General features: G+C 72.4%; 13 protein-coding genes and 1 pseudogene. 5 read left to right on the top strand and 9 right to left on the bottom strand.

Annotated features, from left to right (window positions below):
- Window positions 1–196 precede the first annotated feature (196 nt).
- From ABZU53_RS05620 to ABZU53_RS05610, 3 genes are all read right to left on the bottom strand, one after another.
- Window positions 197–391, bottom strand: a complete 195-nt coding sequence (locus ABZU53_RS05620; protein ID WP_354854616.1) for a DUF397 domain-containing protein — start codon at window positions 389–391, stop codon at window positions 197–199.
- A 200-nt stretch (window positions 392–591) separates the two neighbouring features.
- Window positions 592–783: a DUF397 domain-containing protein gene (locus tag ABZU53_RS05615; protein WP_354854618.1), complete on the bottom strand. Its 192-nt coding sequence runs from the start codon at window positions 781–783 to the stop codon at window positions 592–594.
- Window positions 774–1,577: a helix-turn-helix transcriptional regulator gene (locus tag ABZU53_RS05610; RefSeq protein WP_354854620.1), complete on the bottom strand. Its 804-nt coding sequence runs from the start codon at window positions 1,575–1,577 to the stop codon at window positions 774–776. The genes ABZU53_RS05615 and ABZU53_RS05610 overlap by 10 nt, the downstream gene beginning before the upstream one ends.
- A gap of 227 nt (window positions 1,578–1,804) precedes the next feature.
- On the opposite strand from ABZU53_RS05610, the gene ABZU53_RS05605 reads away from it, so the two are divergent.
- A complete protein-coding gene (locus ABZU53_RS05605) occupies window positions 1,805–2,032 on the top strand; it encodes a flavin reductase (protein WP_354854621.1) in 228 nt (75 codons plus the stop codon).
- Between the two features lie 86 nt (window positions 2,033–2,118).
- Here the strand turns inward: ABZU53_RS05605 and ABZU53_RS05600 are convergent, their stop codons facing one another.
- Entirely contained in the window at window positions 2,119–3,051 is a 933-nt protein-coding gene (locus ABZU53_RS05600; RefSeq protein ID WP_354854623.1) for an ABC transporter ATP-binding protein, read from the bottom strand.
- Window positions 3,052–3,215: 164 nt separating this feature from the next.
- Here ABZU53_RS05600 and ABZU53_RS05595 point away from each other — a divergent pair, with 164 nt between their 5' ends.
- Window positions 3,216–5,489: a TRAP transporter fused permease subunit gene (locus tag ABZU53_RS05595; RefSeq protein ID WP_354854625.1), complete on the top strand. Its 2,274-nt coding sequence runs from the start codon at window positions 3,216–3,218 to the stop codon at window positions 5,487–5,489.
- Complete coding sequence (locus ABZU53_RS05590) at window positions 5,453–6,466, top strand: TAXI family TRAP transporter solute-binding subunit (protein ID WP_355064069.1); 1,014 nt, start codon at window positions 5,453–5,455, stop codon at window positions 6,464–6,466. The genes ABZU53_RS05595 and ABZU53_RS05590 overlap by 37 nt, the downstream gene beginning before the upstream one ends.
- 7 nt (window positions 6,467–6,473) lie before the next feature.
- On the opposite strand, the gene ABZU53_RS05585 is transcribed toward ABZU53_RS05590, so the two are convergent.
- The gene (locus ABZU53_RS05585; protein WP_354854629.1) at window positions 6,474–7,010 is read right to left on the bottom strand and encodes a hypothetical protein; all 537 of its coding nucleotides are present in this window, start codon (window positions 7,008–7,010) and stop codon (window positions 6,474–6,476) included.
- Window positions 7,011–8,913, bottom strand: a pseudogene (dnaG, locus tag ABZU53_RS05580) (DNA primase).
- Between the two features lie 114 nt (window positions 8,914–9,027).
- Here dnaG and ABZU53_RS05575 point away from each other — a divergent pair.
- Window positions 9,028–10,230, top strand: a complete 1,203-nt coding sequence (locus ABZU53_RS05575) for a low temperature requirement protein A (RefSeq protein WP_355064067.1) — start codon at window positions 9,028–9,030, stop codon at window positions 10,228–10,230.
- 3 nt (window positions 10,231–10,233) lie between these two features.
- On the opposite strand, the gene ABZU53_RS05570 is transcribed toward ABZU53_RS05575, so the two are convergent.
- Genes ABZU53_RS05570 through ABZU53_RS05560 form a run of 3 tightly spaced genes read right to left on the bottom strand, consistent with a single transcriptional unit; the run spans window position 10,234 to window position 12,676 of the window.
- Window positions 10,234–11,064, bottom strand: a complete 831-nt coding sequence (locus tag ABZU53_RS05570) for a siderophore-interacting protein (protein WP_355064066.1) — start codon at window positions 11,062–11,064, stop codon at window positions 10,234–10,236.
- Window positions 11,065–11,078: 14 nt separating this feature from the next.
- Window positions 11,079–12,332, bottom strand: a complete 1,254-nt coding sequence (locus tag ABZU53_RS05565; protein WP_354854635.1) for a deoxyguanosinetriphosphate triphosphohydrolase — start codon at window positions 12,330–12,332, stop codon at window positions 11,079–11,081.
- Window positions 12,329–12,676, bottom strand: a complete 348-nt coding sequence (locus tag ABZU53_RS05560) for a VOC family protein (protein WP_354854637.1) — start codon at window positions 12,674–12,676, stop codon at window positions 12,329–12,331. Before ABZU53_RS05560 ends, ABZU53_RS05565 begins: the two co-directional genes overlap by 4 nt.
- A gap of 247 nt (window positions 12,677–12,923) precedes the next feature.
- On the opposite strand from ABZU53_RS05560, the gene ABZU53_RS05555 reads away from it, so the two are divergent.
- The gene (locus ABZU53_RS05555) at window positions 12,924–13,424 is read left to right on the top strand and encodes a roadblock/LC7 domain-containing protein (RefSeq protein WP_355064064.1); all 501 of its coding nucleotides are present in this window, start codon (window positions 12,924–12,926) and stop codon (window positions 13,422–13,424) included.
- The last annotated feature ends 104 nt before the right edge of the window (window positions 13,425–13,528 follow it).

The raw sequence follows: 13,528 nt of genomic DNA, 5'->3' as shown, positions 1-13,528 counted from the left end.
CCCGTCCCCGACCTTCCTACCCCCGGGGTACGACAGGCCGCCGGTCACCCTACGGCGACCCCGTCGACGTGTCGCCCGGGTTTCCGCCGGGTCGCGCGCCACGCCCACGGCCTGCCGGCGCGATGATCCACTACAGATCGGCGATGTGGCGCCATCCCGTCGCCCGGACACCGCCGTATCGCCGATCCGGAGTCGATCACATCGCCCGGACAGCGTCGGACCCGACGAACGTGCCCCACGCGTCGGGCGTGAAGACGAGCACCGGGCCAGCCGGATCCTTCGAGTCACGAACGGCCACCAGCCCCGGAAGGTTGTCGGCCACCTCCACGCAGTTACCGCCATCCGGGCCGCTGCGGGTGCTCTTGCGCCACCGGGCGCCGGTCAGCTCCATGTCTCCGCCACTTCCTGCGCTCCCGTCGGATGACTGCTGCTGCGGTAGTGCCTCATGGCAGATCAACTCGGGTTCCTGGAAACCGGGGTATCCCGGTCCCGCGGACACCCCGGTTTTCAGGAAGCCGAGTTGACCTTGGGACTGGGCAGGCCCAGGCGGTCGGACCGCGCGACCGCCGAGGGATTTACCGGGCCGGGGACCTACCGGACACCGGCACCGAGCCCGACGAACGCGCGCCACGCCTCGGGCTCGAAGACGAGCACCGGGCCAGCCGGATCCTTCGAGTCACGAACGGCCACCACCCCCGACAGATTCTCCGCAACCTCCACACAGTTGCCGCCGCTGCCGTTGCTGCGACTGCTCTTGCGCCACCGGGCGCCGGTCAGCTCCATGTCTCCGCCATTTCCACGATCAGTTCGAGGGACTGCTGCTGCGATAGTGCCTCACCCCGGATCGACTCCCACACCTCGACCATCTGCCGCACGTACTCGGCGCGGTCGATGACCTGCCCGTGGCGCTGCCCGTCCAGGTAGACCACATCTTCACCGGTCGCGGTGGTGGCGATCACGAAGGGGCCATCGAGCCCAGCGTAAGCACCGGCGGACAGCGGCACTACTTGGATTCTGACCCGGGGCAGGGCCGAGCCGAGCTTCGCCAGGTGCCGCAACTGCTCGCTCATCACCTCCGGCTCGCCGACGCTGCGGCGCAGCGCGTACTCGTCGACGACCACACTCAGCAGCGGTGGCCGGTCCCGGGTGAGCACGGCCTGCCGGTCGAGCCGGGCTGTCACCTGCTGCTCGACCTCATCCGCCGCGAAGAGCCCGGCACCGGCCAGGATGGCGCGGGCGTAGCCCTCGGTCTGCAACAAGCCCGGCAGGTAGAGCGGCTCGAACGAGCGCAGTGCGGTGGTCTCCTGCTCGATGCCCGCCCAGTCACGGAACCACGGCACCACGGCCTCGCGGCTGATCCGCCGCTGGATGCGCTCGAAGCGCCCGTCGGCAGTGAACACGGCGTCGCACCGGCGCGCGAAGTCCAGACTCGGCCGGCGCTCGGAGGTCTCCACCTTGGCGACCAGTGCCCCGGAGTAGCTCAGCGCCTCCGCCAGCGTCGCCTGGGACATGCCACTGGCAGCCCGGGCCAGCCGTAGCTCCTCCGCGAAATGCTCCAGCATGGACGAACTCTCCACGGACACCCTCCGTACATCCTCGTACCGTGCCGGGCCGATCACCGTACGCGCTGGTCGTCGGCGCGCGGAACCCCCCACGGTAGTCGCGTCCTCAGCAGACTGTCACGCAGCGGGACCGCTCACGGGATCGGACGGCGGGCGGAACCAGGCCGGGGGCGCCCCGTGACCCCCGATCCGGGGCGCTCCCATCCATCGAGCACGCCGGTCCACGAGAAAGGGAGGCTCCGATGCCCCGCTACCGCTCGCACGTGGCGGCGCGACCGTCGTGGCGCTGCCGGGTCTGCGGTGCCGCGTGGCCCTGCTCCCCGGCTCGCCTGGCACTGCTCGGCGAGTACCGCGAGAACCGGACCGGCCTGCTCATCTACCTCGCGACGCTGCTCGACGAGGCGACCGGAGACCTCCCCGGCACCGACCAACTACGCGACCGCTTCCTCACCTGGGCAAGAGCCCGATGAACGACACCTAGAGCAGATCTTGGACAGTTTCCGTTAGCAGCTAACGGAAACTGTCCAAGATCTGCGAAGCGAGCGGCGGCACGGGCTCAGTCGACCAGGGTGCGGCCGGTCAGGTGCAGGAAGACGTCCTCCAGGCCGCTGCGCCGCACCAGGACGTTGGCCGGGTTGAGCCCCAGCGCGCCGACCTCGGCGACCGCCGCGTCGCCGTCGGGCACGTAGAGCAGGACGCGGTCGGGCAGCACCTCGACCCGCTCCCCCACACCGTCGAGCTTGCCGGCGAACGGCTCCTGCGACTCGGCGGCGAAGCGCAGCTCGACCACCTCGCGGGTGGAGTGCTCCTCGATCAGCGCCCGGGGTGAGCCCTCGGCGACGATCCGCCCGCCGTCCATCACCACCAGCCGGTCGCAGAGCTGCTCGGCCTCATCCATGTAGTGCGTGGTGAGCACCAGCGTCACGCCCTGCTGCTTGAGCCGGAACAGTCGCTCCCACACCAGGTGCCGCGCCTGCGGGTCGAGCCCGGTGGTCGGCTCGTCGAGCAGCACGATCTCCGGGTCGTTGACCAGGGCGCGGGCGATGGTCAGCCGGCGCTTCATCCCACCGGAGAGCGGCTCGACCTTACTGTCGGCCCGCTCGGTGAGCTGGACGAAGTCGAGCAGCTCGGCGGCCCGTTCCCGGGCGACCCGGCGCGAGATGCCGAAGTAGCGGGCGTACACCGTGAGGTTTTCCCGGACGCTCAGCTCCGGGTCGAGATTGTCCATCTGCGGGCACACGCCGAGCCGGGCCCGGATCGCCGGCCCGTCGCGGACCGGATCCAGGTCGAGGATGCGCAGCTCACCGCCGCTCGGCGGAGAGATGCAGCCGACCATTCGCATGGTGGAGGACTTGCCGGCGCCGTTGGGCCCGAGGAAACCGAACGCCTCACCCGAGCGCACCTCGACGTCGATGCCGTCGACGGCGGTGAAGTCACCGAACCGCTTCACCAGCCCACGAGCCTGAATCAGTGGTCGCCCCGAAGTCACCGCCCGACCCTAGCGGCCGGATCCGACAGCTTTCCACGGAAATTCGGGCCCAGCGTGCAGATCCGGCATGCGAAAGGCCGCGGCACGGGCCGTGAACACCCCGAGGAGACACGAACACTCTTCGCTGCCCCACCCACCAGCCAATCGACGTGTATCGTCCGATCGTGTCGCCCATCCGTTCGCCCGACGGTTCGTCGCCACCCTCACGACCAGCCAACTCTCCCGTCAGTGAGCCCGGCCCGGCCGAGAACGGGTCGCCACCTCGCCCCAGAGCGCCCCACGCCAGCTCAGCCGACACCAGCACGCCCGAAGGCACCGATTCGGCCGAGCGGCTCGGCGATGATGCTCGGGCCGTTGACGAGCGCGCCACCCGGGAGCTGGCCGCCCAGTTCGAGGACGAGAAGCCGGGCCGGGTGCTGTCCGGGCCGGCCGGCCTACTCTTCACCGCAGCGGCGCTGGCGGTCGGCCTTCTCGCCCTGTGGCAGGTCTTCCGCCCTCTGGCGCAGGGCAGCAAATACTATTTGATCATCTTCCTGGCGGGCATGCTGCCGCCGGTCTTCCTGGTCCACCCGGCGGGCCTGCGAATGCCGGCCTGGCGGCGGCGCAGAAGCGACAGCGACAGCGACGGCAGCGCTCTGGCGCGGCCCACCGCCGTGGACTGGGCACTGGCCGTCCTGGCGGTGGCCGCCTGCCTCTACCCCGTCCTACCGATCCCCCTGGGTACGGGTGGCGGCGGTTACAACGCCTTCCTCGACCGGCAGGGTCTGCTGGCACCCCCGGATCTGGTGCTGGGCACCATCCTGCTGCTCCTGCTGCTCGAAGCCTGCCGGCGCACCACCGGGTGGATCCTGCCCGCGGTCTGCCTGCTGTTCCTCGGCTACGGCTACTACGGCGGGTTGCTGCCGCAGTCCTGGCCGGTAGCCCACGCCGGGCTCGACTTCAGCCAACTGGTCGACGCGTTCTACAACTCCGACAGCGGCTTCTACGGCACCCCGCTGGACGTGGCGGCCTCGTACATCGTGCTGTTCACCATCTACGGCGCGGTTCTGGAACTGTCCGGGGCGGGGCGGTTCTTCGTCGAGCTGTCGGCGGCGGCGTTCCGCCGCTCGCGCACCGCCGCCGGGCGTACGGCGGTGGCCTCCGGCTTCCTGCTCGGTACCGTCTCCGGGTCCGGGGCCGCCACGACGGTGAGCATCGGGGCGGTCACCTGGCCGCTGCTGCGCCGCGCCGGCTACCCGGCCGAGCGCGCGGGCGGCATGCTGGCCGCCGCCGGTGTGGGCGCGATTCTCTCCCCGCCCACCCTGGGCGCGGCGGCGTTCATCATCGCCGAGTATCTGGGCGTCTCGTACCTGCAGGTGCTGAGCTGGGCAACCGTGCCGACCGTGCTCTACTACCTCGGCATCCTGCTCTCCGTGGAGATCGATGCCCGCCGCTCGGGCGTACGCCCGGTGGTGATCGACGTCGGCTCTCCGTGGCGCCTGCTGGCCCGGTTCGGCTACCACTTCGCCTCGCTGATCGCCATCGTCGTGTTCCTCGCCGTCGGCATGTCCGCGACGAGGGCGGTCGTCTTCGCCACCCTCCTGGCCGCCGCGCTCTCCTTCCTGGACCGTACGCACCGGCTCACGCCACCCCGGCTGATGACCGCGCTCGTCACCGGGGTGCGCGGCGCGCTCGCCGTGACCGCCGTCTGCGCCGCCGCCGGCATCATCACGGCGACCACCACCAAGACCGGCCTCGGGCCGCAGGCGGCGGCGCTGCTGGTCGGCGGGGCCAAGGCGGCCACCTCCAACCCGACTGTCGTGCTGGCGCTCACCGCGCTGCTCGCTGCCGTCGCACTGAGCCTGCTGGGCCTGGCCGTGCCGGTCACCGCCTCGTTCGTGATCGGTTGGGTGATCGTCGGCCCGGCCCTGCTCGACCTGGGCGTGACAGCGCCCGCCGCGGCGATGTTCGTCTTCTACTTCGCGGTCCTGTCCGAGGTGTCCCCGCCCACCGCGCTCGCGGCAGTGGCCGCCGCCGCCGTCACCGGCGGCCGGTTGGTGCCGACCATGTGGCAGACCCTGCGCTACGCCCTGCCGGCCTACCTGATCCCGATCGCGTTCGTGATCACGCCGGCCGGCCTCGGTCTGCTGGGCATCGGCGGCGTCCTGCGGATCGCCTTCGCCGCCGTGGTGACGGCGCTCAGCGTGTCCGTGCTGGCCGTCGCCGCCGGTGGCTGGCTGCCCGGCGTGGGTCCCGCCGGCGCCCCGGAACGCGTGCTCGGCGCCATCGCCGGCGTCACCCTGCTCTGGCTCGAACCCGTGCCGGTCGCGGTCGGCGTGGCGCTGGCCGCCATCGCCGCAGCGGGAGTGCTCGTCCGACGCGGATCCACGGGCCGACCGCGAACACCAACAGAGGAGAAACTGTGCGACGAATCGACGTACGACTCGCGGCGGGCCTGAGCGTGCTCGCCCTCGTCACGACCGCGGGCTGCGGTGGCCAGCAGGGCGGCGCCGCCGAGGACGACACGTCCAGCGCGGTCACCTGCGAGGTGGCCCGGGAGACCCGGGTCGGCATCGCCACCGGTAACGCGACAGGCGTCTACTACCCGATCGGCAACGCCCTGGCCGGGCAGTTGTCCGGGTCGACCGGCGGCAAGCTCACCGGCACCGCCGCCGAGACCGGCGCCTCGGTCCAGAACGTCGAGCAGTTGGTCGGCGGCCAGTACGACGTGGCGTTCTCGCTGTTCGACACGGCGGTCAACGCGGTCGAGGGCAAGGGCAGCTTCTCCGCGCCGCAGCCGGTGCAGGCGTTGGCCCGCCTCTACGACAACTACACCCAGGTGGTGGTCCGTAAGGACTCGGGAATCACCTCGGTGGCCGGCATGCGCGGCAAGCGGATCTCCACGGGCTCCCCGAAGTCCGGCACCGAGGTGATGGCGAACCGGCTGCTGGAGGCCGCCGGACTCGACCCGGCCAAGGACGTTCGGGCCCAGCGGCTCGACCTGACCAAGACGGTCGAGGGAATGAAGGACGGCAGCATCGACGGCTTCTTCTGGTCCGGCGGTCTGCCCACCGGCGGCCTGACCGACCTGTTCACCACCGCCGGCGACACCGTGCGGTTCGTCGACATCGCGGCCCTGCTGCCGAAGCTGACCGCGCTGAGCCCCGGCTACCAGGCCGGCACGATCGGTCGGGACGTGTACCGGACGGCGACCGACACCCCGACCATCGTCGTACCCAACGTGCTGCTGGTCCGCGAGGACCTGGACGCCAACGTCGCCTGCGCGATCACCCGGACGGTGTTCGACAAGCGCGACGTCCTGGCCCAGGCCAACCCGGCGGCCAAGGGGATCTCGCTGGAGAAGGCCCGCAGGACCCTGCCGGTGCCGCTGCACCGCGGCGCCGAGAAGGCGCTGAACGACCTCGGCGCGAAGTGACGGCCGGTCAGCCGTCGGCCGGCGCGGTGGCGGCGCGGGCCGCGGCGACCAGCCGGTCGGTCTCGGCGAGCAGGGCCGCGTCGTCCGCCGGTGTGCCGGGATCGAGGCGGACCGTCCAGGTCAGACCGTCCACGCCGGCCACCCGCCGGGCCGCGACCCGGGCCGCGCCGCCGGGCACCGGCTGGTGTTCGGTGTACGCGACGGAGCGCGTCACCCGTGCCCGCACCTGGTGCGGCAGCTCACCCGGGTCGAGCAGCAGGTACGTCTCAGCCGGCCCGTCGGCGACCACGGTGTAGCCGTCGCGCTCGACGACCGTCTCGGCGGGCGTGACGGTCAGCTCCCGACCGGACCAGACCGCCTTGAGCACGTCGTGCCAGCCGATGCGGTGCCCCCGGCCGGGCAGCCACAGCCCGAGGTTGCTGGCCACGACGACCCCGTCGCCCTCGCCGTTGCCCGCCGCCGACCAGGCGAGCACCCGCTCGTCGGCGGCCAACGGTGGCCGGTCGGCCGGCGGCAGCTTCGGCTTGCGGCTGAACAGTCCCATCTAGAGCCCTCCCGCGGCCTGCTCGCGCAACGCCCGGGCATGCTGCTCCAGCGACAGCAGTTCGCCGAAGGCGGCGAAGTACTCGTCCTTGTTGTTGACCGGGTTGATCCGCTGGATGCGCGACTTGAGGTCGCGGATGCGGGCCGTCACCGACCCGAACTGCACGCGGGCCATGGTGATCGAGACGTAGCGTGGGTCCGCTTCACCGTCGATCCGCAGCGGCTCGACGGCCAACTCGCCGACCAGCGCCGCCGAGGCCAGGTCGTCGCAGGCGTCACGGACCTTCTCGATCCAGACGGCGCCGCCGGTCGCCGACGCGGCCCCACCGGCCGCCGCGACAGCAGCCCGCACGGCGACGTGCACCGGGTTGCGGTATTCCGTGGCCTCGACGGCGTCGAACATCGGCCCGGCCAGCACCGGCTGTTGGAGGGCGAGCTTCAACGCCTCGCGCTCGACCATCGACAGCGGGCTGTCCAGTGCCGGTTCGGGGCGAGCCGACTCGGGCCGGGCGGCGGGTGCGGCATCCCGGGTGCCGGGCGGCGGGGTGTTGGCGGCGGCGAGCACCGCCCGCTGCACCGGCTCGATCTCCATCCCGAGGTCCATGGCGAGCTTGCGGACGTACTCCGGACGCTTCTCCCGGTCCTTGAGTCGCGCGACCAGCGGCGCGGCGTGGCGCATGGCCTCGACCCGGCCGTCGACGGTGTCCAGGTCGAAGCGGCTGATCACGTGTCGCAGCGCGAAGTCGACAAGGGGCTCGCGCCGGGCGACCAGGTCGCGGACCGCCAGGTCGCCCTTGGCCAACCGCAGGTCGCACGGGTCCATGTTGTCCGGGCTGACCGCGATGAACGTGCGCCCGACGAAGCGCTGGTCGTCTTCGAAGGCGCGCAGCGCGGCCTTCTGGCCGGCGGCGTCGCCGTCGAAGGTGAAGATGATCTCGCCGGCCACCTCGTCGCTGTCGAACAGGAGGCGGCGCAGAACCGAGATGTGGTCCGCGGCGAAGGCCGTGCCGCAGGTCGCCACCGCCGTCGTCACCCCGGCCAGGTGGCAGGCCATCACGTCGGTGTAACCCTCGACGATCACCGCCCGGCCCTGCTTGGCGATCTCCCGCTTGGCCTGGTCGATGCCGTAGAGCACGTGCGACTTCTTGTAGATCGGCGTCTCGGGGGTGTTCAGGTACTTCGGGCCGTCGTCGTCGTCGAAGAGCTTGCGCGCGCCGAAGCCGATCACGTCGCCGGCGAGGTCCCGGATCGGCCACAGCAGCCGGCGTCGGAACCTGTCGATCAGCGTGCCCGAGCGGGACTCCCGGGACAGCCCGGCGGTGACCAGCTCCTGATGGGTGAAGCCCTGCTGGCGCAGGTGCTTGGTGAGCAGGTCCCAGCCATCCGGCGCGAACCCGCACCCGTAGCGCTCGGCGGCGGCCCGGTCGAAGCCCCGTTTGGCCAGGAACTCCCGGGCCGGCCGCGCCCCGGCGGTGCTGAGTTGCGCCCGGTAGAAATCGACCGCGGCGGCGTGCGCGGCGACCAGGCGCTGCCGTTGCCCCTGCTGCGGGCGGGGACGCGGGGTGCTCCGGTCGTCCTCGACGTAGCGCAGCTGGATGCCGGCACGCCCGGCCAGCCGCTCCACCGACTCGACGAAGCTGAGGTGCTCCGCGTCCATCAGGAACTTGATCGCGTCGCCGCCGGCCCCGCAGCCGAAGCAGTACCAGACGTTGCGGGCCGGCGAGACGTTGAACGACGGGCTCTTCTCGTCGTGGAACGGGCACAGGCCCTTGAGGTTGCCGCCGCCAGCTGACTTCAGGGTGACCGTCTCGGAGATCACATCCCCGATCGAGGTGCGTTCCCGGACCAGTGCGATGTCCTCGTCCCGGATCCGCCCAGCCATGCGCCACCCCCTCGGCGTACATCCTGCCCTGCCGGGCCGAGGACACGCCGGCCGGGGGACACCGGTGTGGCGGGGGCCGCCGTCGGGCTCACCCGTTCCGGCCCGGCCGCCGGGACCGCGCGGGGACCATGACCAGATGCGCAGGGTACGCGGTGACGGCGCTCGCCGGCGGAGCCGGATCCTCGGGCGGCTGGGGCTGCGTGGCGTGGCGCCCGCCCAGGACGAGGCCGGCCACCGGCACGCCACCTGGCTCGAACTCTTCCTCGACCTCATCTTCGTGTACGCGCTGGCGGCCGTCGTACGTCGGCTCGGCGACGACCCGACCCCGGCGCCGACGGCCGTGCTGGCCGTGATCGGGCTGTTTCTGGTGGTCCAGTGGTGCTGGCTGGGGCAGGTCTTCTACGACAACCGGTTCGACCCGGACGACGCGCCGCACCGGCTGCTGGTGCTGGTCGCCCTGGTCGGCGCCGGCGCGATGACGCTCGGCGTCGACGAGGTGCCGGAGAGCGTGCTGCTTCCGGTGGGATACCTGGTCGTGCGGGGTGTGCTGCTCCTGCTGTATCTGCGGGCCCGGCCGACCAGCCCGATGGCCCGGACGGTGACCACGATCTACCTGCTCGGCTTCGGGACGGGCTGGCTCATCTGGCTGGCCTCGCTGGTCGCCCCCACCGGGTCGCGCCCGACGCTGTGGATCATCGCGATGGTCATCGAGCTGGCCACCCCCTGGGTCGGCCGACGTTGGCTGAACGACTGGCCGGTGGACAACCGGCACCTGCCGGAACGCATCGGCCAGTTCACGATCATCGTGTTGGGCAGCGCGATGGCAAACCTGCTCTTCGCGGTGCCGGATCACCCTCCACCGCACATGATCCTCACGGCCGGGTTGGCCTTCCTCATACCGGCGGCCGTCTGGTGGGCGTACACCGCCTTCGTCACCACCCGGGTGCTGCAGAGCCGACTGCGCGGCGGGCAGGCGTACGGCTACCTGCACTTTCCGCTCGGCGGTGCGTTGTTGCTGCTGGGCTGGGCCCTCGGCCAGGTGGTCCGACTCGTCGACGACAACGTGCGCCACCTGCCGCTCGAACTGCGACTGGTGCTGGCCGCCTCCGTGATCGTCTGGACGTTGTGTGGGCTGGCCCTGTCCTGGTTGTGGTGCCGGCCGAGCGCGGGCCGGCTGGCGATCACCGGGTACGGGATTGTCTCGGTCGGCGTGGTCACCACCTGGGTGCACGAACCGAAGCTGATGCTGCTGTTGCTCGCGGTGGCGATCGTCGGGTACGCCGTGCTGCTCAGCCGGGCCCTCGGCAAACTCGACGAGGACCCGGCAGTCGGCGCCTGACGCTCAGGCAGCGGCCGGCTCCTCCGCGGCGACCTGCCGGTTCCAGTCCGCCTTGGTGGAGCGCCAGCCCTCGTCGTCCATGCCGCGCCGCCAGTAGCCGGAGATGGAGAGACGGTCGGCGGGCACGCCCCGCTCGCCGCGCAGCAGCCGGCGCAGCTCCCGGACGAACGTCGCCTCGCCGTGCACGAAGGCGTGCACGGAACCGGGCGGGAACTCCAGCTCCCGCACCGCCGCCACCAGGGCGTCGCCCACCGGGCGGTCACCCCGGTGCAGCCAGGTCAGCTCCACGGCGCCGGGGCTGAGCAACTGCTGCTCCTCCGCCGGGTCGGCGATCTCGACGAGGACCCGGGCCGGAGCGCCCAACGGCAGCCGTTCCAGGGCGGCGGCGATCGCCGGCAGGGCGCTCTCGTCGCCGACCAGGAGGTGCCAGTCCGCGTCCGGGTCCGGCGCGTACGCCCCGCCGGGGCCGACGAAGTGCACCGGGTCACCCGGGCGCAGCGCCGCGGCCCACGGGCCGGCCAGCCCCTCGTCGCCGTGGTGCACCACGTCCACGGTCAGCTCCCCGGCCAGCGGGTCCCACCGCCGCACGGTGTACGCGCGCAGCCGGGGCCACTGCTCCCGGGGCAGGTCCCGGCGGATCGCGGCGAGGTCCAGCGGCTGCGGGTACGCGACGCCGGGCGCCGGAAAGACCAGCTTGATGTAGTGGTCGGTGAACTCGCCCACCGGCAGGCCGGTCAGCTCGTCCCCACCGAGGACGAGCCGGATCAGGTGCGGGGTGGGTCGCTCGGTGCGCAGCACCTGGACCGAGGTGACGTTCCTTGGGCGTTCCGTCATGCACTTAGGTTAGCCTAAGTTGCTGTGGTCGCCTCCGGCGGTGCGCCGCCGCCGACCAGACGGGTGTGCCAGCTCATCGCCGCCGGGTCGGTGAGCGAGGCGATCTGGTCGATCACCACGCGCAGCCGGGCGGCGTCGTCCGGCGCGGCCCGCCACAGCGGGGCGAACACCGGGTCGAGCCCGTCCGGGGCCCGTCCGACCAGCGCCGCCGCCAACTCGGCCAGCATCGTCCGCTGCCGCTCGTAGCGACCCCGGAAGCCGGTGCGCCGCATCACGTAGCGCAGGGCGATGCCCTTGAGCAGCGCGCACTGGGCCCGGACCCGTCTCGGCACCACCAGATCGGCGGCGTAGCGGCGGTGCGGCCCGGGGCCGTACCGCTCCTCGGTGGCCGCCACCGCCGCCGACACGAACCGACCGGTCAGGCCGCTCGTGGTGGCCTTCAGCGCGACCTGGGCGCGGTGGCTGCCGTCGTAGCCGACGAGGGGGGCGAGCAGCGGGTCAGCCAGCAGCTCGACCAGCACCTCGGCCAGGTCGGCCGGAGACTCCCCGGAGTAGGCGGCGGCCACGTCGGCGCAGAGCGCGGCCCGCTCGTCGGCGTCCGCGAGCAGCGGGCGCAGCGCGACGTACCCGCCGTGGATGCCGTCCTCCACGTCGTGCACCGAGTACGCGACATCGTCGGCCCAGTCCATCACCTGCGCCTCCAGGCAGCGCCGGTCGCCGGGCGCACCGGCCCGGATCCAGCCGAAGACCGCCGCGTCGTCGGCGTACACCCCGAACTTGCGCTGCCCGTCGCGGCGCGGCCAGGGGTACTTGCCGATCGCGTCCAGCGACGCCCGGGTGAGGTTCAGCCCGGCCGACGAACCGTCCGGGGCGAGCACCTTCGCCTCCAGCCGGGTCAGCACCCGCAGCGTCTGAGCGTTGCCCTCGAAGCCGCCGCAGGGCGCGGCCAGCAGGTCCAGCGCCGCCTCGCCGTTGTGCCCGAACGGCGGGTGCCCGAGGTCGTGGGCGAGCCCGGCGACGTCCACCACGTCCGGGTCGCACCCCAGCCGGGCGCCCATCTCCCGGGCGATCTGGGCCACCTCCAGCGAGTGGGTCAGCCGGGTCCGCAGGAAGTCGTCGGTGCCGGCGGTGTGCACCTGGGTCTTGGTGGCCAGCCGGCGAAACGCCGCGGAGTGCAGCACCCGGGCCCGGTCACGCTCGTACGGCGACCGGCGGTGGCCGGTGTCCTTGGGCGGCTCCTGGACCAGCCGGGCGTCCGCGGGGTTCACTTTTGGCGCAGAACGCAGAACTCGTTGCCCTCCGGGTCGGACAGGACCGTCCAGTCGACGTCACCCTGGCCGATGTCGACGTGCCGGGCGCCCATGTCGACCAGACGCTCGACCTCGGCCTCCTGGTCGGCCGGGCGGAGGTCGAGATGCAACCGGTTCTTGCGCTCCTTGCCGTCGGTCACCGGCACGAAGACCAGCCCGGGAAGGCGGTCGGCGGACTGGCGGATCTCCACCTCGTCCGGTCTCTCGGTGACGACCTGGTATCCGAGCGCCTCGGCCCACCAGCGGGCCAGTCGGGCCGGATCGCGGGCATCGATGGTCAGGTTCTCCCAGACGCTGGTCATACAACCACCTTTCCCGTCGACGGCGGACACAGTCGGCCGTGTGAGCGAGCCAAGGTTACGCCCGCCGATGCCGCTCGGCCTGCCCGCGACGCAGCACCGGCGCGCGCGCAACCGCCGATCGGTCCCCAGTTGTGGACCGATCGCCCTGGGTTACGGGCTCGCGGGCGGAAGTGGCCACCGGTAGCGTTCCCAGCGCGGAAAGTGACCAACCGACCGAGACGCGGAGCCGACCGCTAGGGAGACGCTCGTGGATGCAGACACGGTGGTGGGAACGGAACTGCTCGGGCTGCGTCGACGCCGGCCCGAGGTCGCCGGCGCCGTGCTGGCCGGCACCGACGGGCTGCTCATCTCCAGCGACCTGCCGAGCACCGACGCCACCCACCTCGCCGCGCTCGCCGCGGCCAGCTACGGGCTCGGTCACCGGGTCGCCGACACGGTCCGGCGGGGCGAGTTCCGCGAGTCGGTGGTGTGCACCACCGACGGCTGCGTGATCACCTACCCGGCCGGGCGCAGCGCCCTGCTGACACTGGTCACCGGGTCGGCGGCGAAGGATCTGGAGGGGCTGCACGAGGAGGCCCGGGTGGTGGCGCACCGGGCCGGCCGTGTGCTGGACACCCGGGGCGGCGGGATCGGCGCCACGGCGGTACCCGACGCGCACGCGCCGCTGGCCGTGCGTACCCCGATGGCGACCCTGCCGACGCAGCTGCGCCGCTCGGCCCGACCCACCTGGCGTCGCCCGCCGATCTGAGCGCCATCGACGGCCCGGCCCGCCGCAGATCTGGGCGCGCTGGCGGCGGCCCGGCCTGCCGCCGATCTGAGCGCGCTGGCGGCGGCCCGGTCGTCCGGGCCGCC

The sequence above is a fragment of the Micromonospora sp. NPDC005194 genome, from assembly GCF_040608335.1.
GTDB lineage: Bacteria > Actinomycetota > Actinomycetes > Mycobacteriales > Micromonosporaceae > Micromonospora.
The sequence above is the reverse complement of the archived record's forward strand: the minus strand, read 5'-3'. Positions and strand labels throughout refer to the sequence as shown.

Bases quoted from the DNA above. Each gene is read 5' to 3' on its own strand.
- ABZU53_RS05615 (WP_354854618.1), bottom strand. From the start codon at position 783: ATGGAGCTGACCGGCGCCCGGTGGCGCAAGAGCAGTCGCAGCAACGGC.
- ABZU53_RS05570 (WP_355064066.1), bottom strand. From the start codon at position 11,064: ATGACGGAACGCCCAAGGAACGTCACCTCGGTCCAGGTGCTGCGCACC.
- ABZU53_RS05620 (WP_354854616.1), bottom strand. From the start codon at position 391: ATGGAGCTGACCGGCGCCCGGTGGCGCAAGAGCACCCGCAGCGGCCCG.
- ABZU53_RS05585 (WP_354854629.1), bottom strand. From the start codon at position 7,010: ATGGGACTGTTCAGCCGCAAGCCGAAGCTGCCGCCGGCCGACCGGCCA.
- ABZU53_RS05560 (WP_354854637.1), bottom strand. From the start codon at position 12,676: ATGACCAGCGTCTGGGAGAACCTGACCATCGATGCCCGCGATCCGGCC.
- ABZU53_RS05605 (WP_354854621.1), top strand. From the start codon at position 1,805: ATGCCCCGCTACCGCTCGCACGTGGCGGCGCGACCGTCGTGGCGCTGC.
- ABZU53_RS05575 (WP_355064067.1), top strand. From the start codon at position 9,028: ATGCGCAGGGTACGCGGTGACGGCGCTCGCCGGCGGAGCCGGATCCTC.